Origin of the sequence: Pseudovibrio sp. Alg231-02, from assembly GCF_900143565.1 — a bacterium.
Taxonomy (GTDB): domain Bacteria; phylum Pseudomonadota; class Alphaproteobacteria; order Rhizobiales; family Stappiaceae; genus Pseudovibrio.
In genome coordinates this window covers 320,163-342,704 of sequence record NZ_FREX01000007.1, presented here as the reverse complement: position 1 = coordinate 342,704, position 22,542 = coordinate 320,163, and the positions used below count along the sequence as shown (strand labels likewise).

At 51.8% G+C, this 22,542-nt stretch carries 18 protein-coding genes; 10 read left to right on the top strand and 8 right to left on the bottom strand.

What is annotated here, in order from left to right:
• Window positions 1-29: 29 nt before the first annotated feature.
• The 3 genes from DHN43_RS19145 (at window position 30) to DHN43_RS19135 (ending at window position 2,550) form a co-directional block, all read left to right on the top strand.
• Window positions 30-557, top strand: a complete 528-nt coding sequence (locus tag DHN43_RS19145) for a GNAT family N-acetyltransferase (RefSeq protein ID WP_108819692.1) — start codon at window positions 30-32, stop codon at window positions 555-557.
• 162 nt (window positions 558-719) lie between these two features.
• Window positions 720-1,799: a bifunctional transcriptional activator/DNA repair enzyme AdaA gene (locus DHN43_RS19140; protein WP_108819691.1), complete on the top strand. Its 1,080-nt coding sequence runs from the start codon at window positions 720-722 to the stop codon at window positions 1,797-1,799.
• A complete protein-coding gene (locus tag DHN43_RS19135) occupies window positions 1,786-2,550 on the top strand; it encodes an isocitrate lyase/PEP mutase family protein (RefSeq protein ID WP_108819690.1) in 765 nt (254 codons plus the stop codon). The genes DHN43_RS19140 and DHN43_RS19135 overlap by 14 nt, the downstream gene beginning before the upstream one ends.
• Window positions 2,551-2,599: 49 nt before the next feature.
• Here the strand turns inward: DHN43_RS19135 and DHN43_RS19130 are convergent, their stop codons facing one another.
• From DHN43_RS19130 to DHN43_RS19100, 7 genes are all read right to left on the bottom strand, one after another.
• Window positions 2,600-2,980, bottom strand: coding sequence for an LTXXQ motif family protein (locus DHN43_RS19130; RefSeq protein ID WP_057462934.1), 381 nt, complete (start codon window positions 2,978-2,980; stop codon window positions 2,600-2,602).
• A gap of 257 nt (window positions 2,981-3,237) precedes the next feature.
• The gene (locus DHN43_RS19125) at window positions 3,238-3,576 is read right to left on the bottom strand and encodes a hypothetical protein (protein WP_057462935.1); all 339 of its coding nucleotides are present in this window, start codon (window positions 3,574-3,576) and stop codon (window positions 3,238-3,240) included.
• A 308-nt stretch (window positions 3,577-3,884) separates the two neighbouring features.
• Window positions 3,885-4,898 carry a glutathione S-transferase family protein gene (locus DHN43_RS19120; protein WP_108819689.1) on the bottom strand — a complete coding sequence of 338 codons (1,014 nt, stop codon included), beginning with the start codon at window positions 4,896-4,898 and terminating at the stop codon, window positions 3,885-3,887.
• A 61-nt stretch (window positions 4,899-4,959) separates the two neighbouring features.
• Window positions 4,960-5,874, bottom strand: a complete 915-nt coding sequence (locus tag DHN43_RS19115) for an alpha/beta fold hydrolase (RefSeq protein WP_108819688.1) — start codon at window positions 5,872-5,874, stop codon at window positions 4,960-4,962.
• Between the two features lie 130 nt (window positions 5,875-6,004).
• Complete coding sequence (locus DHN43_RS19110; RefSeq protein WP_108819687.1) at window positions 6,005-10,753, bottom strand: Ig-like domain-containing protein; 4,749 nt, start codon at window positions 10,751-10,753, stop codon at window positions 6,005-6,007.
• 36 nt (window positions 10,754-10,789) lie between these two features.
• Window positions 10,790-11,635, bottom strand: a complete 846-nt coding sequence (locus DHN43_RS19105; RefSeq protein WP_108819686.1) for a hypothetical protein — start codon at window positions 11,633-11,635, stop codon at window positions 10,790-10,792.
• 362 nt (window positions 11,636-11,997) lie between these two features.
• Window positions 11,998-13,254, bottom strand: coding sequence for an Hsp70 family protein (locus DHN43_RS19100; protein WP_063299840.1), 1,257 nt, complete (start codon window positions 13,252-13,254; stop codon window positions 11,998-12,000).
• A gap of 322 nt (window positions 13,255-13,576) precedes the next feature.
• Here DHN43_RS19100 and gmd point away from each other — a divergent pair, with 322 nt between their 5' ends.
• The 3 genes from gmd to DHN43_RS19085 all read left to right on the top strand — a co-directional run bounded on the left by gmd (window position 13,577) and on the right by DHN43_RS19085 (window position 16,089).
• On the top strand, window positions 13,577-14,638 hold the full coding sequence (gene gmd / locus DHN43_RS19095; RefSeq protein WP_208995506.1) for a GDP-mannose 4,6-dehydratase: 1,062 nt from the start codon (window positions 13,577-13,579) through the stop codon (window positions 14,636-14,638).
• On the top strand, window positions 14,631-15,599 hold the full coding sequence (fcl, locus tag DHN43_RS19090) for a GDP-L-fucose synthase (protein WP_108819685.1): 969 nt from the start codon (window positions 14,631-14,633) through the stop codon (window positions 15,597-15,599). Before gmd ends, fcl begins: the two co-directional genes overlap by 8 nt.
• A 145-nt stretch (window positions 15,600-15,744) precedes the next feature.
• Complete coding sequence (locus tag DHN43_RS19085; protein WP_063287656.1) at window positions 15,745-16,089, top strand: RidA family protein; 345 nt, start codon at window positions 15,745-15,747, stop codon at window positions 16,087-16,089.
• 680 nt (window positions 16,090-16,769) lie between these two features.
• Here the strand turns inward: DHN43_RS19085 and DHN43_RS19080 are convergent.
• Window positions 16,770-18,293: an acyl CoA:acetate/3-ketoacid CoA transferase gene (locus DHN43_RS19080; RefSeq protein ID WP_108819684.1), complete on the bottom strand. Its 1,524-nt coding sequence runs from the start codon at window positions 18,291-18,293 to the stop codon at window positions 16,770-16,772.
• Window positions 18,294-18,503: 210 nt separating this feature from the next.
• Here DHN43_RS19080 and DHN43_RS19075 point away from each other — a divergent pair, with 210 nt between their 5' ends.
• The 4 genes from DHN43_RS19075 to DHN43_RS19060 all read left to right on the top strand — a co-directional run bounded on the left by DHN43_RS19075 (window position 18,504) and on the right by DHN43_RS19060 (window position 22,471).
• Window positions 18,504-19,184, top strand: a complete 681-nt coding sequence (locus DHN43_RS19075) for a YrbL family protein (RefSeq protein WP_108819683.1) — start codon at window positions 18,504-18,506, stop codon at window positions 19,182-19,184.
• 237 nt (window positions 19,185-19,421) lie between these two features.
• Window positions 19,422-20,711: an MFS transporter gene (locus DHN43_RS19070; protein ID WP_108819682.1), complete on the top strand. Its 1,290-nt coding sequence runs from the start codon at window positions 19,422-19,424 to the stop codon at window positions 20,709-20,711.
• 115 nt (window positions 20,712-20,826) lie between these two features.
• Window positions 20,827-21,984, top strand: coding sequence for an iron-containing alcohol dehydrogenase (locus DHN43_RS19065; RefSeq protein ID WP_108819681.1), 1,158 nt, complete (start codon window positions 20,827-20,829; stop codon window positions 21,982-21,984).
• A 28-nt stretch (window positions 21,985-22,012) separates the two neighbouring features.
• Complete coding sequence (locus tag DHN43_RS19060; RefSeq protein WP_063310547.1) at window positions 22,013-22,471, top strand: acyl-CoA thioesterase; 459 nt, start codon at window positions 22,013-22,015, stop codon at window positions 22,469-22,471.
• Window positions 22,472-22,542: the final 71 nt, after the last annotated feature.

Genomic DNA, 22,542 nt, shown 5'->3' with positions numbered 1-22,542 from the left:
CTTAGCAATTAGAATTGGATGTGAAACTCATGGCTCATGGATCAGCTACAACGCAAATGCCTCTGATCACGTTGTTTCAGGAGGACGACAAACAGGAGCTTCGTGATTTTCTGACGACGGCCTGGACACAGGCCCATGAGGATGAGTTGGGCACTGAGCTGACCAAACAATTGGTTGCAAGGCTGGAAAGCGAAGATCTGGGCGGCGTTGTTCCTGGAGAATACGGGTATCTGTACCTTGCCAAGAGCGAGCAGAAGATCGTCGGGTCTTTGGCCTGTGCCCTTCGCGGCGAAGTGGTCTTTATCTGGGCGTGTTATCTGGCCAGCGACTTTCAGCGCAAAGGGTTGGGCCGAGCTCTGATGAAACAGGCTGTCTCTGAGTTCCCCGAGGATAAAGTCGCCGGAATCTATGTGCTTGAAGGGAACGAGGAAGCCAAGCAATTTTACCAAAAGCTCGGCTTCATTGATTGCGGCGAGGCTGAGTTTGAGGTCATCGCCGACACCTACACCCCTGCCCGCGTTATGCAAGTTCGCATTGCAAACCTGAACTTGGGTTGATCGGGAGCCCGACTGGTACTGCATAATTTCTGCATTCGGCGCTTTGCTCTATCCTGCTATTGATTAGCTTTGGTCAGATGCTGAGGTAACATGAAAGCAGATGTCCTTAATAGACGCCCGAAAACCGTGCGCATTTGGGGGCAACTAGATCTATAAGAAACTATGCTTTTTGAACTTCCAGATAACAAAGTGCTTTATCAGGCGCTGATTGACCGAAATCCGGACTTTGATGGCCGGGCCTATGTTGGTGTGCGCTCAACCGGAGTGTTTTGCCGCCTCACCTGCCCCGCCCGTAAGCCAAAGTTTGAGAATTGTTGTTTCTTCGAGACCATTTCCGAATGCTTTGAAGCTGGGTTCCGCCCTTGCAAACGCTGCCATCCGGTGGGCACGTCTGCCGAGAACGATGAAGTCGTGACCCGGTTGCTGTGTGAGTTTGAAGCTAAACCGCACCATAAATGGTCCGAGTCCGATATTGCGAAGCTTGGGTTAGATCCTTCCACCGTTTGCCGCAGCTTCAAACGACAGTTCGGAATTACGTTTCTGGAAATGGCGCGTCTTTCTCGGTTACGTGATGGATTTGAGACGCTTTCCGACGGTGGCAAGGTGGTTGATGCGCAGTTGGCCTCGGGCTTCTCGTCTCCAGATGCTTTCCGGCAGGCCTTTGCCCGGTTGCTGGGATGTAAACCGGCAGAGTTGAAAGGCGATGGTCTGCTCAAGGCGGATTGGTTCGATACTCCGCTCGGCGCGATGATTGCCGTGAGCGATGACCGCGCACTTCATCTGCTGGAGTTTGCTGACCGAAAAGCCCTGCCTGCAGAACTTGCCCGATTGCGCAAACAGGTAAAGGGAGATCTGGGCCTTGGCCGGACTGCGCCGACCGATCAGATCGCGTCAGAACTGCGCGAGTTCTTTGAGGGCAAGCGACTGGATTTTGATGTGCCTTTGATGATGCATGGCACCGAGTTTACCAAGGATGTCTGGCGCGAACTGCGCCGAATTCCGATTGGGGCCACCAAAAGCTACAGCCAGCTGGCGAAGCAGATGGGAAAGCCCAGTTCCACCCGCGCCGTTGCCCGCGCCAATGGAGCAAACCAGATTGCCATTGTTATTCCGTGCCACCGCGTGATTGGGATGGACGGAGGCCTCACCGGATATGGCGGCGGTCTCTGGCGAAAACAGAAATTGATTGACGTTGAATTGAAAATAGCAAGATCGAAAGGCCTTATTGATGTCTCAGGCTGATAAAGCAAAACAGTTCGCCGCTCTGCATAAAAAAGGTGAGCCAATCGTCCTCTACAACATTTGGGATGCGGGCACTGCGCAGGCCGCCACAAAGGCAGGTGCCAAGGCCGTTGCAACGGGAAGCGCATCAGTTGCTGCGGCGCATGGGTATGGAGACGGCGAAGAAATTCCGCTTTCCCTGGTTGAAATCATCGCAAGCCGCATTGCTGAAAGCGTGGATGTCCCCTTCTCTCTCGATTTTGAAGGCGCCTATGCAGATAGCCCTGCGGATGTGAAGGAAAATGCGGCCCGGATCATCAAAACCGGTGCAGTTGGCGTCAATTTTGAGGATCAGAAGGTCCACGGCTCCGGCCTTTACTCGATTGATGAGCAATGTGCGCGGATTGCAGCCTTTCGGGACGCTGCAGATGAAGCAGGCATTCCGTTTTTCATCAATGCGAGAACTGATCTGTTTTTGCAGGAACCAGATGCAAGCAAACATGCTGCCTTGGTGGAAGAAGTTGTGCTGCGTGGACAGCGCTATGCCGAAGCTGGCGCCAGCGGGTTCTTCATTCCGGCCTTAACTAATCCTGAGCTGATCGCTCAGATTTGCGAGGCCGTGCCACTGCCTGTGAATGCTTACATGATGAAGGGCATGCCTGAAATCGCTAAGCTTGGAACGCTTGGCGTTTCGCGGGTGAGCTTTGGACCAGGGCCTTATCGGGAAGCAATGGTTGATCTGAAGCGGAAAGTTGAAACCATACTTGGTTGATATGAGAGGGGAGCATATGCTCCCCTTCCCTTTTTGTAGGCGCGCTGTCTTATTTGCCTTCTTTGAATTTCTTTCTCATTTTATCGCGCATTTCCTGCTGCATCGCGCTGAACTTTTCCATCTGCTCTGCGCTGAGAACCTGAGCCATCTGCTCATTCATCTTTTCTCTGGACGCTTGCATTGGACCGCGAACTTCGCGCAGTTGTGAAAGGGTTGGCTTCTTGCCACGCTCAATGCCAGCATCTTTCAGGATCGCGCGGCGTTCTTCCATGGATTGCTTCATGATTGGGCGGACTTTTTCTTTCTGCTCATCCGTCAGCTGCAGCTTTTCAGCCATCATTTCCAAACGTTGACCCTTGCCAGGATCCGCCTGAGCGATGAGAGGTGTTGCAAAGAGGAGAGACAGGGAGAGAGCGATTGCCTTGAACATGGGGGCTCCTTTTTTTGTAAGTCGATAGCTCATGAAAACAGTGCGTGGACGCAGCGTTAAGTGCAAACCAAATAGTGTAAGAGAACGTCTTCGTTCCGATCCTTGTGACAGGTCGTTACACTTTCACTAACCCATTAAAATTATTGGGAAATATTCTATTCAGGTTATCTCGCATTTTCATAAAGATATGCCCGCCTCGGGTAGGAGGCGGGCACCGTTGCCAGCATTGGGATTTAAGGCAACCTTAAAGGTGAAGCTTAGTCAAAAAGATCCTGACGTGCTTCGGTTCTGCGAATGACACGGCGCGCGGTTGCTCTGTCCTGACGGCGGTCCCATGCTTTGGGGGCGACAGCGACCGGGGCCGGAGTGACAACTGTTGTGGTTGGGGCTGGTACAACAACTGCAGCAGGCGCCGCATTCATTCGGCAGATCTGGAGTGGATTGCGTCCGGAGTCATAAATGGCAACGCATCCGGTTAATGAGTTTGTCTGAATAATCGTCTTGGTGCCGTTGCTGTCGTAAAAAGTCAAAGCATCGGCGAAAGCTGCGCCAGAAAGAGTAACGAGAGCGGCGCTTGCGATAGCAATTCTTTTCATTCTGATCTCCGGTGGTTCGGTCGTCCAACATGTCCGTTTGGGGTAAAGACACTGTTTGATTGCGTTGAAGGGACTATCGGGGATCAGTTGAAAGAGAGCAATTTGAGTTTTGTAATCGGCTGTCGCTCATCTTGAACTCTGACAAACTCGGTTACAATTTGGGCAGATAAGCGTCGTTGATGGATACATTTTGATGCACACCATCGCAGTTTTCTGCCGATTTTGGGGAAAAGTAACGCACAAGCAGGTGAGTTTGGCAGGGCGCGGATGACTTGGCAGCTGCCAACAATTGCTGCCAAGTCCGATTATTAAGAGGCGGGCTGCACCAGTGAGACGTCGAGGATCTCTGTCCCTCCAATGAGGAACTCGCTCAGTGTTTCACGATGTTCAGGCGTCAGCTTCACCCACTCATCCCGCAGGCGGTCGAGGCACTTCTTCTGGTATTTGAAGATGTCCTGCGTAAAGAAACCTTCTGGCAGATCTGCTGTGAAGGTTGCCTCCCCTTTGTCGATGGCATTGGAGTTCGCTAACAGGAACGGTAGATAAGTATCGCCTGCCATCTTAAGAAGCTCTTTGACTGCCGGAGTAAGTTCGGTGATCCAATCACCTTCAAAACCGGAGGCGTCATCTATGTGGTCGAGCCAGCGGAAGACGAAAGGGAACTCCTTTTGCAACATGGCAGACGGGGTTGGGTCGTCTTTGAGTTGGTAGAGCTGGCCGAAGAGAGCCACATCTGCCAATGAGACCATATCACCAAACAGGAAATGCTGCTTGGACAGAACCGCTTGTTCCAAAATAGAAAGCATACGCTTGGTGGATGCTTCAATGATAGGCGCTGTTTCCGGCGTGCATCCAACCTTTGGCATGCGGCTGATCTGGCGGGCACCAAACTGCTGACCCATTGCCTTGATGGTTTTTTCATCCAGACCAAGACAAGCGTCGTAAAGCAACCAGCTCGGCACGATCTTTCGGTCTTCCTCATAAAACCACCGATAATGGAACATGGCTTTCACAAGCCACTCGTCTGCCATGTCCTCAATCAGGTAACACGCGAACCGTATCAGTGGATCGTCTGGAACAAGCGACCTCCCCTCCCCTTTTGCCTCCAGGTCCAGAAGCAGCGGAGTGGAATCGTTCACCCACGTCTCATCCGGATACTTGACGACAGGGATGACTGGAATCTTCACATGCTTGGTTGGGCTGTTCGGTCCCATAGGTGCGCAGAGCTTCCATGCGTGTGGAATGCGTTTCGCTCGGAACGCTGCACGCACCTTCATTGAGTATGGTGAGCCCAACGCGCCGTGTATTTCAAAATTCCCCATATTCCCCTCCCCTGACTTGGCAGATTCTGAATTCCCTCAGGTCCACTGCCAAACTTGGTTTTTACATGTCGTTCAAGATCGCTCCATCACCCTGCCACCGGATCTCCTCTCCCCTCTCCATCTGAGCCATCATGTTCAAAATGGCGGCTGGATTTTCCATTGGCAGGAAATGAGTGTGATCAGGAACGTAAATGTCTTTTGCATTGGGCATGTTCTCTGCCAGCAGCTCCCAGGTGGGCGATGGTGAGAAATCATGCAAGGGCTCATCTGGTTGCCGACGACGCGCGCGCACAATTGTCGTTGGCATGGTCACAGCATCCAGAAGCGGATAAATGTGGTCTCCGTAACAAGTGCGATAAACCTCGGCTTCAGCATCTGGTGGACAAGCGAGTTGGTATCCTTCGCCCTGCTCTGAAGCGACTAATCCGTGGTCGCAGTAATCCTGCAAAATTTCAGGCAGCCAGCTGTTGTATGGTTTGCGGGTTTTGAACCGCTCATACATCTCGTCTACATCCGTCCACTGGTTTCGTCGCCGGGCAACCGGATGGTCCTGATCTGCAATTTGCTTGAAGAACGGAAGCAGCGGTTTAGGAAACACGACTGGATCCAACAGAAGAATGTTTTTGTAGAGTTCAGGAAACTTGGCAGCTGCCAAGATAGACAAATGACCTCCACAAGAATGGCCGACACCGAATACTTGATTGAGCCCGAGTTGCTCGATCACTGCGAATAAGTCGTCTCCCAGATCAGTCCAGAGTTTCGGTAAGGCAGCATTGTCGCTTTGCCCGTGACTGCGCATGTCCCATGCTATGACATGGCGACCAGGAAAATGCTTGATGATGTAATCCCAGACGCGACCATGAAATCCCGTGGCATGGAGAAGCAAAAATGTAGGACCTTCGCCCGCCCATTCGTGAAGACAGATCTTATGATCTCCTGCATGGACGAACTTCTGAATGGGGGTATCTGAACGCATAGAATTTCCTCTGCAGCAATGTCAGAAGAAGTGTAGTCATACCGTATGGGAGAACAAGCTCTACCAAAGCAGAATAGTGATTTTATTTCAAAATTCTCGACTTGGCAGCTGCCAAGTTTGGTAAGATTGCCTAGGACATCGGGAATGCATATTCAATTGGTAGCTCGACCTCCGGCATATAGCCTTTTACGTCAACGCTTAAGGTGGCACCAACTGCGTCCGCGTTTTGGAAGTCTAATGTGGTGACGGTTTCCCATGTCTGGTCATCATCGCGTGCGTCCAAATCGACTTGCACGGCATATTGACCGTCTTGATTTTCCACGATGCGGACGTATTGGTTAGTGAAATTATAGTATTGGCTGGTTCCACCTTCGCCGTAGTCGTCGAGCAGTTTGGAGAGGTCCAAGATATCTCTGTCTCCTCCGGCAGAGGTTTTCAGCTGGAAGTCTGTGATGTGATCTGCTGCTCCGTCGAGCTGCTCGAAGAAGAAGATGTCAGAGCCTTCACCACCTGTAAGTTCGTCTGATCCGGCTCCGGCAGTCAGTTGGTCGTTGCCTTCAAAACCATTGATCACATCATCTTCATCGGTGCTTTTCAGAATATCGTCGCCGGCTGTCCCGTCAAGCTGGTTCCTCGCATCAGTGGATCCATCATCTGGATTGGGGTGAACTTGAATACTGGTGATGGACGGGTTGGAGTTCCCATCCTCGGAGTGAACAACGACTGAGAGGCTACGCGCCTGCAAGCTTTCAGATGTGGTTGTAAAGGTGATTGAGTTCAGCAAATTCTGATAGGTGGAAGCATCGGTTATTCCAGAGAACGTGAGTGTCATAACTCCGCTAACGTTGTCTTCCAACTGGCTCTGGACGCCGTCGACATCCAAGAAATTGAGATGATCACCATTCTGCGCATTGAAGAGTTTGAGGGTCAGGCCCGAAATCTCATCCTGAACTCCATCGATCTTGGCAGACTTGGCAATTGCCAAGTCGTCATCTCCAAGCTGAAAGGATGCCTCAAAGTGTTGCTGTTCCAGTGGCTCTGGCTGGACTATCGAAACCGTCAACTCCTCAATTCTCAATGTGTCTGCAGCAGTGAGATCCGCTGGTGCAACCAAACGGATCGTTGTCGCAGATGAGATGTAATCGCTTAGATCAAGGTTGATCGTCTGAGACTGAGTGTGACTGATCAGACTGGAAATCTCGCCAATCTGGTGGACGGACCCATCAGCCAACAGGGCTTCAATGTAGAAAGACTTCGCCGGACCGTTCGTTGCGAACTCTGCTGCGTATGTGAGTTGGATTGAGGCACTTTGCGCACCTGTCAGGTCAAACGTTTTGCTGATGCAGGCAAGATTGTCGTCTCCCTCTGAAGACGAACCGGATCGATCTGAGAGAACCAATTCGCCAGTATCGGCGTCAATGTAGATATCTGAGGAACCATCACTGGCGTCTTTGGCTTCTCCATCATCTCCACTTTCTGCCCAAGACGTGGATTGAATTTGGCCCATTAGCTCAGAAGAATACGAGGTTTCATCGAAAGTCCAGCTGACTTGGTAACTGCCAGGTTCTCGGGTGTGAAGGAAAATGGTGGGCGGTGCAGCGGGCGCACTCGTGCCTTCGCTGACTTCAATGCGGAACTGTTGCGCAGCCTCCGCGCCAGAACTATCTTTCGCGACTACAGTGATCTCATAGATGTTGTCACCGTCCAGATCCATGGGTGCTTCGAAGGATACATCTTCTTTCCAGCTTATCTGGCCGGTTTGCTCGTCAATGTTGAAACGGGCCTTGTCAGACCCTTCGAGAAAAAAATGGAGCGGGTCTCCATCTGCATCTGAAGCATTTGCCGTGAACACAGTATCGGGACCGTCATCTTCCACGTTCATGTGAAGCGGCGTATCCTGGCCGACGCCGGAAAAGATCGGTGCGTCGTTTTCCGGCGATAGCTCTATAGAGACGGTGACGGTATCACTGCGCTCTCCATCCGCATCCTCAATGTAGTAACTGAAGCTGTCTGAGCCATTGGCGTTGGGGTGACCCGTGTAGCTAAACGTGTTGTCCGGGTTCTGAGAGAGGTGGCCCTTGGCAGGTGCCAAGACGATGCGAACAGTGAAGCCTTCACTGCTAAGAGTATCATTGCCTAACAGGTCCAACACAAGCGGAGTATCTTCCGTACCAGAAAACTGATCGGGGGACGCCGATGATTTTCCGTCCAAGATGCTGAAGGTGAAGTCCAGAGGGATCGTGTCTCCGTCACCATCGGAAGCTACTGCTGAAAACGGCAGTGAAACCTCGCTTGCAGATGTGTGGTCAATCGGTGTGAAAAACTCGACCTCGTAGTTCCCTGATCCGGTTGGATCCAGTTTGATCGTGAAAACAAGCGTGCCATCCTGCGTCTTTGCGCTGAGTTGATTGCCCGTACCTTCAATGGAGTAATAGACCTGAGCTCCGTTGACAGTGAAGGGAGCAAGACTGCCGCTCATGCTGGAAGAGAAGGTGAGCGTCGGTGCAGACTGTGTGTCGGCGCCCCAATGAATGTTCAGATCACCGCTTTGAACGATCGAGGCTTTATCGTTCATACGCGCTTCGAAGAGAGCATTTTCTGAAAGGCTAAGTGCTTCAGGTGCGGAACTGAGGACGGGCGTGCTGTCTGTAATCGTGATTTGCAGCTGACCATTAACGCTGTCGCCATCTGCATCACTTGCAACATAATGCAGTTGAAACTGCTCAATGCCCCGAGCATGGTTCAATGGCGCATGTTGATCGACAGAATACGCGCCACTGCTGGAATTCAGCGTCGCAGTGAAAATTGCCGTCGTGTTTTGGAAAAGCGTCAGTTTCTCGCCATTCAAATCCCAACTGAAGCCAGAAGGGAGAGCGGACTGTGTCCATGAAACCTGCCCTCCGTCTACACCAGTTGAGATGGGGAGTACACCGGTTAAGGCATGAGTATCCTCAGCAAGTGCATGGGCTGCCCCTGTTGAAGCGAGTGCGTCGTCACTTAAATTGAGGTGGACCGGTTCCCCGACTTCCGGATTGTCGTCTTTGATAGACACCTGAAAGTGACCCGCGGCGGTATCGCCATCTCCATCCGTAATAACATAGGGAAGGCTGATTGTTTGCTGGTCTACGCCATTTTGGTGTTGCAAAGGATTGTGCTGTTGAACAGCGTAAGCGCCTTTGCTCTCTGTAAACTGAGCGGTGAGAATGAGCGTATCGCCTTGCAGAACGCTGAGCTGTTGCCCCTCAATAATGTAGATCAGCCCTTCGGGATCATCAGGTAATTGCCAGCTGATCGTGGCAGTGTCTGCTCCTGCTGAATGAGGCAGGTACTCAGAGGAATAGCTCAGTTCGGTTTGGGTACTCAACTGGCTTTCGTCAAAGCTGATCTGGTTGAGCGGAAATGCTTTTGGCGCATCATCCAGCGAAGAGACCAGAAGCTTGCCTTCTGTCGTCTGGCCTTGCGTGTTGGTTGCACTGAAACTGAGATTGAAGACGGCGTCTGCATCAGCTCCATGATTGATCGCGCTGTGTTGCGTGACGCTATAGGTGCCCGTTGCTGAGTTAAGTGTGACTGACAAAACAACTTTGTTGCCTTGCAAGATCAGGAGCGTTTGCCCCTCCTGATGAAAGCTGAATCCTTCCACCGGAGATGCTGTGTTCCAGGATAAGACGACAGGGCCTTGCGAAGCATTGATTGGCAAGACTCCTGAGGCTGTGGCTTCAGCGGGATCGCCTTCTGACCCTCCTGGAAGTCCGGCTTCTGAAACTGTAGCCGTCAGATTCCATTCGGTCGGCATCGGATCATCTTCAACGCGGATGTCCAGATGAGAAACAAGAGTGTCACCATCTGCATCTTTTGCAATGAAACGGAAGCTCATTAAGAGATCCAGCGCACTGCCCGTGTGATCCAACGGCGCAAACTGCTCATAGCTGTAGGCGCCGTTTGGTGTATTCGGGTCCAGCGTGACCTTTAAAACAAGTGTTCCATCACCTTTCAAACCCTTCAATATGTGTTGGCCTTGCGGTCCAAACTCAGATTGAAAAAGAACCCGCGCACCGCCACAGGTAATATCGAGCGGATCACCTGAGCGGCCGAGTGGGCGTCCGGCTGCATCAAGTGTAAAGAGCAGTGCGCGGGAGTTGGTTCCATCCACGCCGAAATCAAGAGCGAGGCTATCGCTGACTGAAATACTGGTGGATGTGCGAAAGGATGCTTCCTGAACAGAATGGACAGGAAGATCACTTGCCCGGGTAACTGTGCTGTTTGGTTGGACGTATAGATCAGAGACAGATAACCGCGGAACGATAATGTTCTCTGATTGTGTATTAAGAGCGCTTACAAGTGGAGCAGCCTGATAGTTATCCTGCGTGTTTTCAGAAAGCTGATCAGACTGCGTAAGACTGTTCAGCTTTTCAAGCGCTGGTTCGTGGTGAACATTCTGCAAGCTTGTTTTGGATATGGGCTGCCAACTGGTTTCTTCTGAGGACTTGTCAGCATCCTCCGTTTCTTTCTGGGCAGGGGAGGGGAGGTCAACTTGAAAGCTGCCAAGTCTTGGTGCCGTCTCGACTTCAACGACCTTCAGAAACTGGCTCTGTGTTGTGAGCGGACCTGATGGCATCAAAATGAAGAATTCATTGGCAGGTCCACCAAAGAACTGTTCAATGACAACAATCTGCCCATTCCCATCCAAAATATGAAGCTCGTCTCCATCACGGATAAGTTTTGCTGTGCCGATGGTTTTGGAGAGGTCAACAAGCTGGCCTTGCTCCCGCACCATCAAGATTGGTGTTTGGGAGGGCGCGAGCGGCTCGGCAAGCAAGATTGGCGGTGGTGCGGACTGAGAAGGTGCAGTCGCGGGCGTTGCGGTCAGGTTCGTCATGGCTGCGTCTCCTCTTTCTTTCGGTTTACTCTGTGCTTATTTGACGTGCTGGCGTGCCAGATGCTTCCTGCGGGCGAGCTTCTTCTTTTCAAGCAGCCGGGGGGAAAGCCCCAGATGCAACAGTATGTCTGACTGTCTGGTTCTCGCCTGAAAATACAGGCGCACGAGGTCAGCTTCAGAGACCGCCAGCTGCAGGTCTGCTTTTTGCAGATCATTGAGGGTACTCAGAAACTCCGCAAACAATGCCGGATCAACCAGATTGGCCGCGCGGGCCTGATGATAGGCACGTGCCCGCCGAGCCGAGTGAAATTGCAGCTGTTTGTGCTGGTCAACGGCGCGCTGAAAACGCTTCTCAGTTCTGCGATTGTCTCTGGTGAGCGTGGACCCGCTGAAGAGAGACGGACCGAGGGAAGACTGCAGATTTGATGCGCGCGCTCCAGTCAGCTCAACGTACTTTGCATGTGCAGTAATGAGTTGACTTTTCGCTGAAATACTCAATTTATTCAATGTGTTAAGGGTGTGCTCGGATGCTTTCCCAACAAGTTCAAGGGCCTCAGGAGAATGGACGCCTTCAGTATCTGTTAGCGTGCTGGTAAATGCCTTCAACTCACTCTCAGATTTGCTGTAAATCTCAAGAGTTCGGGTGTTCAGGTGAAGCGCCAGATAGGCCTCAAGAACGCTCAGGCAAAGGTCGTTCTTCTCTTGCTCTGATGCCTTGATCCAACTCCCGCCAGTTTCAGCTGAGGTGAAGAGGAAGCTATCTTCTACTGCGTCGCGAAGCGTGGTTGCACCGCTGGATGTGACCATGAAGGACGCAACCATCATGCTGGCAAATTGGTAAAACCAACCATGTTTGAAACACCAATTTTGCCACTGTTTCATGACGCCCCCTCAAGGCGCCCAATCCACCCTCCGGCAGCACCTCTCCTCTTAAGAATTCATTAACATTTGCATCTAGGGAACCTGAATTGGTTGAAAGTGACAATTCCGAAATAAGGGTAGAGAGATGATGTGGATTTAAATATAGGGGTGTTGTTTTTGAGGGAGCGCCTTCTGCAAGGCAAAGGATCTTGTGCATACGCCGCCGTGGGGGAGGGGGTATTCGTTCATGCTGAGACGAGGCAAGAAAAAAGAGGCCCGGTGGCCTCTTGATGCATTTTGGGAAGCGGTATGCGCGTTGGTCAGCAGCTCAAACATCCTGAGCAAAGCGCAGGCCCACTCAGCATGGTTCTGGCTCGATAACCCTATGCAAACTTGCGGCGGGCATCTGCTGCAAGGCCAAGGCCAACAGCGCCAAAGACGTTGCCTTCAACCACAGACGCGTTTGGCATCAAGGACTTGAAGTGTTCGCGCAGCATCGGGATGCGGGTTGTACCGCCAGTGAGGAACATGCTGTTGATCTGATCTGCGGTTACGCCAGCCTTGTTCAACGCTTCCTGAATGGTGGCTTCGATTTTGCCAACGGATGGGCCAATGGCGGCATGGAAATCAGCGTTGGTTGCATCAACCAGAACGTCTTCTTCCTCCAGCTCAATCTTCAGGCTTGCAATCTCTGCAGAGGACAGGTCGATCTTGGTCTGCTCCACGCGGGTGGCCAGCATGTGGCCGTCTTTTGCGCGGATCACTTCGCGCAGGCGTTCCACCAGATCAGGCTGCGCTGCTTCGCGGCGCACTTCCCCCAATTCCCGCAGGATATTGGGCGAGTAAAGCTGGTTGATGAACTGCCAGGTTGCCAGATCAAAATAGTATTTTGAGGGCAGGGCGCGCTTGCCATCTTTGGTTAGCGTTTTATAGCCCAGATGCGGCATAACCTGCGCAAGTGAGAGCAACCGGTCAAAGTCGGTACCACCGATATGAATACCGGTATTGGCGAGGATATCACTGGTGCGATCTGCTGCGTTTTTGCGCTCTGGTGAAACGCGAATGACGGAAAAGTCGGCGGTACCGCCGCCAATATCCAGTACCAGAATAAGCTCTTCGCGCGTTACTGTTTGCTCATAAGCCAGCGCCGCTGCAATCGGCTCATACTGAAAGGCAATGTGCTCAAACCCTTCCTGACGGGCGATCCCTTCCAGCGTTTTTTCTGCTGCACGGTCAGCGGTTTCATTGCCATCGATGAAATGCACCGGACGCCCCAGAACCACGCTGGAAACGTTCTCCTGCATGTGTGTATCCAGCTTGCGTTTTAGTTGGCGCAGGTAGAGCGCAATAATATCTCTGAATGCCATACGGCCACCCATGACAGCCGTTTTTTCCTGAATGAGGGATGTGCCCAAAACGCTTTTAAGCGCCTGCATAAGGCGGCCCTCATCGCCCCTGATGTACTCTTCCTTGGCCTTGCGTCCATAAACGATCTGCTCGTCTTCAAAATTGAAAAAGATGGCAGAAGGCATTTCGCTGTGGCCGTCTTCAAGCATCACAAGCTCAGGGCTTGCGCCGGAAAAGATGCCCACGGTTGAGTTGGAGGTTCCAAAATCAATGCCTGCGAATGCGCTGTTCATTTTTTAGACCTCTCATCATGCCTCAAGTCAGGCAAAGGTGGACGGCTGCCAGGCAATTGGCGGCACCAATGGGTTTTCAGGTTCGGGATACCTCCCTAGGCATTTGGGAGGGCGAGCTTGATACACGCTGCTTTACGGGATTGCCAGTGAATTTTGACGGGACTTGGATATCTTTGTGGGTGAAAATCAAAACCCGTTTAAAAACATCAGATTGTAGAAACACCCAAAGAATACAGGGGCGTGTTTTCAGAATTGCGACAACAACCAATCTGCTTCTAGGTTCATGCTCTGTTTCCCTCAAATTTTTGAGCGTGCCATGGCCTTGCAGAAAACCGCTTTGATAACAGGTGTTACCGGACAGGACGGAGCGTATCTCAGCCGCTTTCTGCTGGATAAGGGATATGCGGTGCACGGCGTTAAACGCCGCTCCTCAAGCTTCAACACGGGAAGGATTGAGGGGATTTATCAGGGGCCCCATGAGGATGATGCCCGTTTCATCCTGCATTATGGTGACCTAACAGATGCCACCAACCTCATCCGTATCATGCAGGAGGTGCAGCCCGATGAGGTTTATAACCTTGGGGCGCAATCTCATGTGAAGGTGAGTTTTGAAACACCGGAATATACCGCCAACAGTGATGCACTGGGTGTTTTGCGCTTGCTGGAGGCGATCCGTATCCTCGGATTGGAGCAGAAAACGCGGTTTTATCAGGCCTCGACCTCAGAGCTTTACGGTTTGGTGCAGGAAGTGCCCCAAAAAGAGACGACACCGTTTTATCCGCGCTCCCCTTATGCTGCTGCCAAGCTTTATGCTTACTGGATTGCGGTCAACTACCGGGAAGCCTACGGAATTCATGCAAGCAATGGCATCTTGTTTAATCATGAGAGCCCTCTGCGCGGTGAAACCTTTGTTACGCGAAAGATCACTCGCGCCGCAGCAGCGATCAGTCTGGGGCAGCAGGACAAGCTGTATCTAGGCAATATTGAGGCGACCCGGGATTGGGGGCATGCGCGCGACTTTGTTGAAGGCATGTGGGCCATGCTGCAGCAGGATGAGCCGGATGATTATGTGCTGGCAACAGGCACCATGACGTCAGTACGCAAGTTTGCAGAACTGGCGTTTTCAAAATGCGGCATCACACTGGAATGGCAGGGCAGCGGTGTTGAAGAGAAGGGGATTTGTTCTTCAAGTGGTCGCACTCTTGTTGAGATCGACCCACGCTATTTCCGCCCCTCAGAGGTGAATGAACTGCTGGGGGATGCCAGCAAGGCGCGGGATAAACTCGGTTGGCAGGCAAAAACCACTCTCGAAACACTGATTGAGGAGATGGTGCAGGCAGACTTGCTGGAAGTGAGAGACAGCAAGGTGCTTGAAGATGCCTGATCTGCAACCTGTTGACTTTGATCTGACTGGAAAAACGGTTTTCGTAGCCGGGCACAAGGGCATGGTTGGTCGTGCTCTCATGAAGCGGCTGGCGCGGGAAAACTGCACTCTTCTGACTGCGGACCGGGGGCAAGTAGACCTTACCATGCAGGCAGAAACCCTCGCATTCTTGCAGAAGGCGAAGCCAGAGGTCGTGATTGTTGCTGCCGCCAAAGTGGGAGGCATTTGGGCAAACAATGAGTACCCCGCCGAGTTTCTATATGAAAACTTGGCCATCGAGACCAACCTCATTCGCGGAGCCTTCGCAGCTGGCGTTCAAAAACTGCTGTTTCTGGGGTCATCGTGTATTTATCCCAAACATGCACCACAGCCGATAGAGGAGGGGGCTTTGCTCTCTGGCCCTCTGGAACCCACCAATGAATGGTATGCCATCGCCAAGATTGCAGGCATCAAATTATGTCAGGCCTTCAGGCGGCAATACGGCTGTGATTTTATTTCAGCCATGCCAACCAACTTGTATGGACCCGGCGATAACTTCGATCTGACAAGCAGCCACGTGTTGCCCGCTCTTATGCGCAAGGTGCACGAGGCGAAAGTGAGCGGAGCTGAATCCTTTGAGATCTGGGGCACAGGTGCGCCGCGCAGAGAGTTTCTGCACTGTGATGATTGCGCGGATGCCCTGGTGCATCTGCTGAGGACTTACTCCGCAGAAGAGCACATCAATGTTGGCTTTGGTGCAGACATTTCAATTCTGGAACTTGCGCAACGCATCTCCAAAATATTGGGCTATCAAGGCGCCATTACGCAGGACACCTCCAAACCAGATGGAACTGCGAGAAAACTGATGAGCTCAGCTCGCCTGCAACAGTTGGGATGGGTGCCATCCATCTCGCTGGATAAGGGAATTCGCCATACCTATCAGTGGTTCCTGGAAAATCGGGTGCAGGAAGAGCTAGTTTAACGCAGCCCTCTTGAAAATACTTGGACACTCGCAAATGTCACAGTGAAATTAAGAGCAGTTTCAGTCATGTTATCCAGCTGAAATTGGGCGTTGGAGCGGATGTTGATCTCTGCATCCTTCAGCCCGAAACCAAAGGGATAACAACATGATTGAACGCATGCACACCAAGCAGCGTATGAGCAAGATCGTTAAACACAACGGCACAGTTTATCTGTGTGGCCAAGTTGGCGTGCGCGGTGAAAGCATCAAAGAACAGACTGCAGAATGTCTGCGCCGTGTTGATGAACTGCTTGTTGAAGCGGGCTCCAGCCGCGAGCAGATTCTGCAAGCCATCGTCTGGCTTTCTGACATGCGTGATTTTGCTGAAATGAACGAAGTTTGGGATGCATGGGTGCCAGAAGGGCATGCGCCTGCACGCGCGTGCGGTGAAGCCCGCCTTGCTTCTCAGGAACTGCTCGTGGAAGTCATCGTAACAGCGGCTTACGACTAAAACGCGCAGGCGTTTGGAGCTGACGACTGGGGGATACATTCGACCAAACGGTGCAGCTCCAAACACCCAACTATGCAAGTGTGCCCCCCCTATTATTGGAAATTAGCAAGAGGCGTGCCGGACTGCTTAATCGGCGAGTAAACCGCTGTTTTTCCTGCATTGAAGCGGGCTGCTGATAGCCAAAACTTATTCCCCTTTCCAATTTCTCCCGTACTCTGAATTTATGCCTACGTAACGGGCAGCTGGCGGACCGTCCGTCAGTTTGTCGTAGGCTGGGTGGGGCTTTTGAGAGAAGTAACGTATCTTTCAAAGGTCCGGTGGAACCGATTTTCAAACGTGACCGCATGGTTTGAGAGGAAGGGCCCAAGTCTGAAGGGCATCACGCGGTGGCACGAACCAGTCAGAGTGGTTGCGTGTCAGGGATGAAGGAACTGTTTTAGTAAGGAAACTTGCTGGAAAAAGCCATTGTCCTTCCAGGAAACTGGCTATCGTGTCTTTCAGGATAAGAGGCGATGTTGTCCATACCAAAATGCCCGGGCAAGGCGACAGCCAATGCCGAAGAAACTAACTACAACAAGTAGCGCAGGTGTTGCCTGCTCGCCTTGCTCCTCCCGTTTCTCGGGAATTTAAGCGCCAACACTGCCGGCATAGCCGTGCGGTGCTATTCGTGTTTGTAACGGCTACAATGCGTTGAATATGTGCTCCGGCATCTTGCGTTGCACATCCACTTTGCAGGCAAACCCCATATGCGCCAGCACATCCCGTTTGGGCTTTATGCCAGGGGCAACTTCAGTCAGCACCAGCCCGTTAGGCCCCAGTTGGAAGACGGCTCGCTCGGTCACATAAAGCACTTCCTGCCCATTGGTTTTGGCATTTAAGGCGTTGAAGGTGATGTGGTCTGTTTGCTCCACAAACTTTGTGTGGGTTCCATTGCGCGTCACTTTGAGTTTGTCTTTGCGGTACTCAACCTGTGAGTCCACGCCCGTCAGTAAACCGCAAAACACGAGCTTTCTGGCGTTTTGTGAGATGTCTATGAAGCTGCCCGGTCCAACGATTTTACCGTTCACTTTGGACAGGTTCACATTCCCATGCCGGTCCACCTCGCTCATGCCCAGAAAGGCAATATCCAGCCCGCCGCCGCTATAAAAGTCAAACTGATCCAGTGAAGAAAGCAGCGCTTCGGATCCCAGAGCTGCGCCATAAAGAGAATCTCCCAGGAACTGGCCGTTGTGATGCCCGTGTTCGCAAGAAAGCCAGATCCTTTCTGCCAACTGCTTGCGCTGTTCAGCAAAGCGAATGCCAGCAGGAACGCCAAAGCCAATATTTACGGCTGCGTTTTCAATCAACTCCTCTGCAGCCCGGCGTGCAATCACCTTGCGGGCAATCTCGCTGGGTTCGTTTTGAACTCTGGCATGAGAGGGTTTGATATCCCCGCTGAGAGCAGGGCTGTACGGCGTGTCATAGGCAATGGTCTGGCCCGGAGCTTCGACAATTGCATCCAGAAAAACGCCGGGAACGGTAACAGAACGGGCTGGCAGACTTCCGGTCTGCACCACGTTTCTAACCTGCGCAAAACAATGGCCACCACTGTTATGCGCAGCCGTCGCCAAACTGAGACAATCAAGTGTGACGGCTTCCTCATCAAGGCTGAGATTGCCTTTCGTGTCCGCTGCAGACCCGCAAATCAAAGCAAGGTCGATCTTGAACGGGCGGTACCGGAGGTATTCCTGACCATGCAGGTGAAGCAGTTCCACAAGCTCATGCTTTGAAGACTTGCTGCATTTACCGCCGCCATGTCTGGGATCAACAAATGTCCCCAGTCCGGTGCGGGTGAAGAGACCGGGACGACCCGCGCCAATCTCGCGGATCAACTGCTGAATAACCCCAGCCGGAAGGCAATAAGCTTCCAGCTTGTCTTGAGAGATCAGTTTTTGGAGGGAAGGAGTGAGAATGAAGTGAGAGGTGATAATGCCGCGCAGCATTCCCTTATGAGCAAACCGGTTCAGCCCCCGCTTGTCGCCATCTCCGATGGAGAGCGAGTTGATGATGAATAGGTTTTTGGGTTGCCCTGTTGAAAGAAACCGCTGCTCAATGGCCTCCAGCAAAGCTTCTGGCGTTGCAAGGCCCCACCCACAACCGCCAATGACAATGGTGTCGCCATCTTCCACAAAAGCCGCAATTTCACGCGCACTGCAGATCTGCATCCTGCTGGTTCCCGGAGTTTGTGTCCGTTTTGTCTTTGAGCCAATTATCCCTCAAACCCTGAAAAGTCCGGTTAAGGCGCATGCGGATGAAATAAAGATCTTTAGAAGCAATGCTTTAAGTATGTGTGGCAAGAAAGATGCTTTTCAAACCATTATAATTTGTTATGTAAGTGGCTCAAATTTACAAAAAAGACTGGCTTAAAGTTGACTGTGTTTCAGGAAGATCAGGTGTTTCAGGTGGGAGAATTCATTCGTGGGGGCGGATTCCGCGACACCTATGAATGTGCGTCTGACCCAACGAAGCTCCTGAAGTTTGACCGGTACGAGGCTGGTGAGCGCAAAGTCAAAAGCCGCGGATTTTTGAAAGACCTGTTTCGGTCAGTGCGTGCGAAACTAGGTTACAAGAAGCAGCGCCTAAGCGGCAATCAGGATGAGTTGCTGGGGTGGCAGCACATTCAAGACGTTGGTTTGGATGAACACCAGTCTTTCGCGAAAGTCTACGGGATTGTGGAGACTGATCGCGGACCTGCTTTGCTAACCGAGAAGATCGACAACTTTTGGCACCCGGAAATCCGCAGTATCCGGGATTACATCAGTCGCCATGGTCGCGTTGAGGACAAAGAACTTATTCGCGCTCTGATTGATTACTTTAAAATCTTACGTCAGAACCACGTTTCCTGTTTCGCCGACAGACCGGAAAACATGGGCATAGTTCTCGATGCTGCAGGCAATAAGTACATCAAGAGCTTTGACGTAAAACCATACCTGAACCATCAATTGCTGCCTCTTCATAAGATTGACTATCTTTACAAGAAGCGGATCAGGCGGCGGCTAGATCGTCACCTCGATATATTAAGTGGCGAGAGCTCTGGCGACGGCCACAAGATTTGATCTGGCCAAGCTGAGGGGCTTGTTTTGCTAAACTGGCCACTGATTGAGAAAAGCCAGCCTCATTTCTCACCTGCAGTTCGTTTGCTCTCTGTATTTCAGCCAATTTTCTTCACCTATACGCGCCTTGTATCTGGGTTGGCTTCGGTTAAGCTGACGGGATTGCAAATTTGGTGAGCGCGATATTTTGTGCGCTGATTATTCTGGTGTTATCAATCAATTGAAATTGGGGCGGGCTTCGTGGCGCAGAGTGAGGCAGTAAATACTTCCGTGTTGGCATTGTTTAAGCTGAACGCGTTTCGTCGATTTTTTGGTGTTCTTGTTCCAGCAGCATTTGCAGACTGGATCGACTTTATCGCGATCATGGTGCTGGTCAGCTACAGTTGGGACATGGGAGCGACTGAAGTTGCCAGTGTCATCATGGCGGCAACTTTACCCCGTGTGATCTTCGGCCTGCCAGCTGGTGTTCTGGTTGACCGGATTGGGGCTGGGCCTGTGCTAATAGCCGGGTTGATCATCCGAGCGGGATTGATGGTTGGAATGTTCTTTTTTGCCACCAGCCTTTCGCTTCTTATTGCTTTTGTGTTTTTGAAAGCCACAGTATCTGCCGCTTTTATGCCTGCACAGCAGTTGGCGTTGAAGAAGATAGTGCCGTCAAACATGCTGACACAGGCGGTCAGCGTGGACCATTTCGTCATTCAATCTACCAAGATCTTTGCACCGGTTTTGGGGGGTGCTTTGCTCGCCGTGTGGAGCCCACATATTGTCTTTCTACTTGGTGGCGCCAGCTTTGCCGTAGCCTCTCTGATTTGCCTGAGCTTGTTAGGAGTGCTGAAAAAAGACGCTAAAGATGCCTCTGAGGAAAGCACCGAGAAAAGCAGTGTGGTGAATGATGCCAAGGTCGGACTGGCTTATCTTTGGAAAACACCGCGTCTCCTCTTAGGCATGGCGCTCATTTGCCTCTTTATATTCAGCGTGTTTCTTTACGAGGCTGTGCTGCTGTTGCTCATTAAAGAAACCGGGCAACCAGAAGCCGCTGCGGGACCAATTCTGGGTTCTATTGGCGTTGGCGGGCTTGTTGGAACTTATCTGACGGCCAAGATCGGTGATCGTATCAACTTGCACCTGCTGATGGTGATTGGTTCTTTCTTCGGGGGCGCTCTTACCATGGTAGCAGGTTGGCTTCCGTTTAGTCCGGTACCTATCGGAATGCAGGAGCAGATGGCTATCTGGTTTGTTGGTGGCGCATTTACTAGCCTCATTACAGTGCCGTTTGGGGCAATCGTTGTTAAGCAAACGCCTGAACATCTGTTGGGGCGTATCACTTCAGTTGGGGAGATGCTGCAATCGAGTCTCATGCTGATTGCCATCCCGATTGGGGCCTTTCTGGCCGAGCAATGGTTTGTCTCCATGCCCTTCTTTGCGGGCGGTGCTATTATGTGTGGTGGAGCGGTGATTGGGCTGTTTGCCGTGCTCAACCTCGGCAAAGTGCCTGATGCGGAACCGGTGATTTCAGAGGAAGTTGTCTAAGCGTTCCATCAAGCCGTTACGACTTTAATTGCGCTCGACCTTGCTTGTTGGCTGAGGCATTCTCGCTGCATTGCTCAAATTTGCCACTTGCGCTGAGCAATGAGGGGGGAATGAAATGACAGGCTTTGTATTTAACACGGCAGCGAGCGTTGTATGTGAGCCGGGCGCGGTTCAAAAGCTGGATGAGCTTACACTGAAGATCATCGGTAAACGCGTTTTTCTGGTGAGTGATAAAGGACTGATGAAAGCAGGTCTTGTTGCCCCTGTGATCGCTCAGCTGGAAGCTGCTGGAATAGACGTTACCCTGTTTGATGATGTTGTTGCCGACCCGCCAGAAGCCATCGTCTTGCAAGCTGCAGATTTAGCTACATCGACTGATGTGGATGGTGTCATCGGCCTGGGTGGTGGGTCCTCGCTGGATGTTGCCAAGCTTGTTGCGTTGCTTGTTGGGGGAGGCGAACAGCTTACTGACATCTACGGTGTTGGAATGGCGAAGGGGAAAAGGTTGCCGCTGATCCTTATCCCGACAACCGCTGGCACAGGGTCTGAAGTGACACCTATCTCCATCATCACGACCGGTGAAGCTGAGAAAAAGGGCGTTGTGTCTCCGTCCCTATTGCCTGACGTGGCGCTGCTGGATGCGGATCTCACGGTTGGCCTGCCACCACATGTCACAGCTGCAACAGGCATTGATGCGATGGTGCATGCAATTGAGGCCTACACGTCGACATCTGCAAACAACAATCCGGTGTCTAAAGTGTTGGCGCAGGAAGCCTTGCGTTTGCTGGGTGCGAATATCGAAAAAGCCGTGAACACGCCGCAGGATAAAGAGGCACGTTCTAATATGTTGCTCGGCTCCATGTTGGCAGGGCAGGCGTTTGCCAACTCTCCGGTGGCGGCTGTGCATGCGCTGGCTTATCCGATTGGCGGCATCTTCCATGTGCCTCATGGAGTTTCCAATGCGCTGGTTCTGCCGCATGTGATACGGTTCAACTTGCCAACCTGTGCGCAGGCCTATGCTGAGCTTGCCCCTCTGGTGTTTCCGGAACTTTCAGAAATTCCGGCGGATAATCGAGGCAGCGTATTTGCAGACCGGTTGGCGGAGCTTTCCAAAGTTCTGGGCGTTGAAACAACGCTTCGCGAAGTGGGTATTGGCGAACAGGACGTCGTGAAGCTGGCCAGTGAAGCGATGAAGCAAACGCGGTTGCTGGTGAATAATCCACGTGAGGTTGACGAGGATAGCGCCTTGAAGATCTACCAGCAGGCTCTTTGAGAACGGATTGAAGCGGAGACCATAGACTATGAGCAAACCCAAAAAGCCGGCTGCGCATACTCGTGCACATTACGCGTTCTTCAGTGATGTTCAGACCCGTTGGGAAGACAACGATGTATATGGGCACATTAATAATGCGGTCTACTACAGTTATTTCGATAGTGCTGTGAACGCCTACCTCATCGAAAACGATGCCCTCAACATTCATGAGGGGGATGAGATCGGGTTGGTTGTGGAATCTGGTTGCCAGTACTTCTCTGAGATCGCCTACCCGGAAAAGATCGATATTGGGCTGCGTGTCGGGCACCTGGGAAACAGCTCCGTGCGATACGAGCTGGCCTTGTTTGCGCAAGATGCCGAGAGAGCCGCCGCACAAGGTTTTTTTACGCATGTGTACGTAGATCGTGCGACACGCAGGCCGCAAGCGCTCTCCGGCAATCTGCGTACTGCACTTGAGGCGCTTCTACTACAGGTTGCTGATTCTTGATTGTTAAAAATGTAATGATTAATTGCACTTATAATAAATAGATGACGAACGCATAAAACGATAAAACTTTC

Coding starts and splice junctions, on each gene's coding strand:
- DHN43_RS19145 (WP_108819692.1), top strand. CDS start 30: ATGGCTCATGGATCAGCTACAACGCAAATGCCTCTGATCACGTTGTTT.
- DHN43_RS19140 (WP_108819691.1), top strand. CDS start 720: ATGCTTTTTGAACTTCCAGATAACAAAGTGCTTTATCAGGCGCTGATT.
- DHN43_RS19135 (WP_108819690.1), top strand. CDS start 1,786: ATGTCTCAGGCTGATAAAGCAAAACAGTTCGCCGCTCTGCATAAAAAA.
- DHN43_RS19130 (WP_057462934.1), bottom strand. CDS start 2,980: ATGTTCAAGGCAATCGCTCTCTCCCTGTCTCTCCTCTTTGCAACACCT.
- DHN43_RS19125 (WP_057462935.1), bottom strand. CDS start 3,576: ATGAAAAGAATTGCTATCGCAAGCGCCGCTCTCGTTACTCTTTCTGGC.
- DHN43_RS19120 (WP_108819689.1), bottom strand. CDS start 4,898: ATGGGGAATTTTGAAATACACGGCGCGTTGGGCTCACCATACTCAATG.
- DHN43_RS19115 (WP_108819688.1), bottom strand. CDS start 5,874: ATGCGTTCAGATACCCCCATTCAGAAGTTCGTCCATGCAGGAGATCAT.
- DHN43_RS19110 (WP_108819687.1), bottom strand. CDS start 10,753: ATGACGAACCTGACCGCAACGCCCGCGACTGCACCTTCTCAGTCCGCA.
- DHN43_RS19105 (WP_108819686.1), bottom strand. CDS start 11,635: ATGAAACAGTGGCAAAATTGGTGTTTCAAACATGGTTGGTTTTACCAA.
- DHN43_RS19100 (WP_063299840.1), bottom strand. CDS start 13,254: ATGAACAGCGCATTCGCAGGCATTGATTTTGGAACCTCCAACTCAACC.
- fcl (WP_108819685.1), top strand. CDS start 14,631: ATGCCTGATCTGCAACCTGTTGACTTTGATCTGACTGGAAAAACGGTT.
- DHN43_RS19085 (WP_063287656.1), top strand. CDS start 15,745: ATGATTGAACGCATGCACACCAAGCAGCGTATGAGCAAGATCGTTAAA.
- DHN43_RS19080 (WP_108819684.1), bottom strand. CDS start 18,293: ATGCAGATCTGCAGTGCGCGTGAAATTGCGGCTTTTGTGGAAGATGGC.
- DHN43_RS19065 (WP_108819681.1), top strand. CDS start 20,827: ATGACAGGCTTTGTATTTAACACGGCAGCGAGCGTTGTATGTGAGCCG.
- DHN43_RS19060 (WP_063310547.1), top strand. CDS start 22,013: ATGAGCAAACCCAAAAAGCCGGCTGCGCATACTCGTGCACATTACGCG.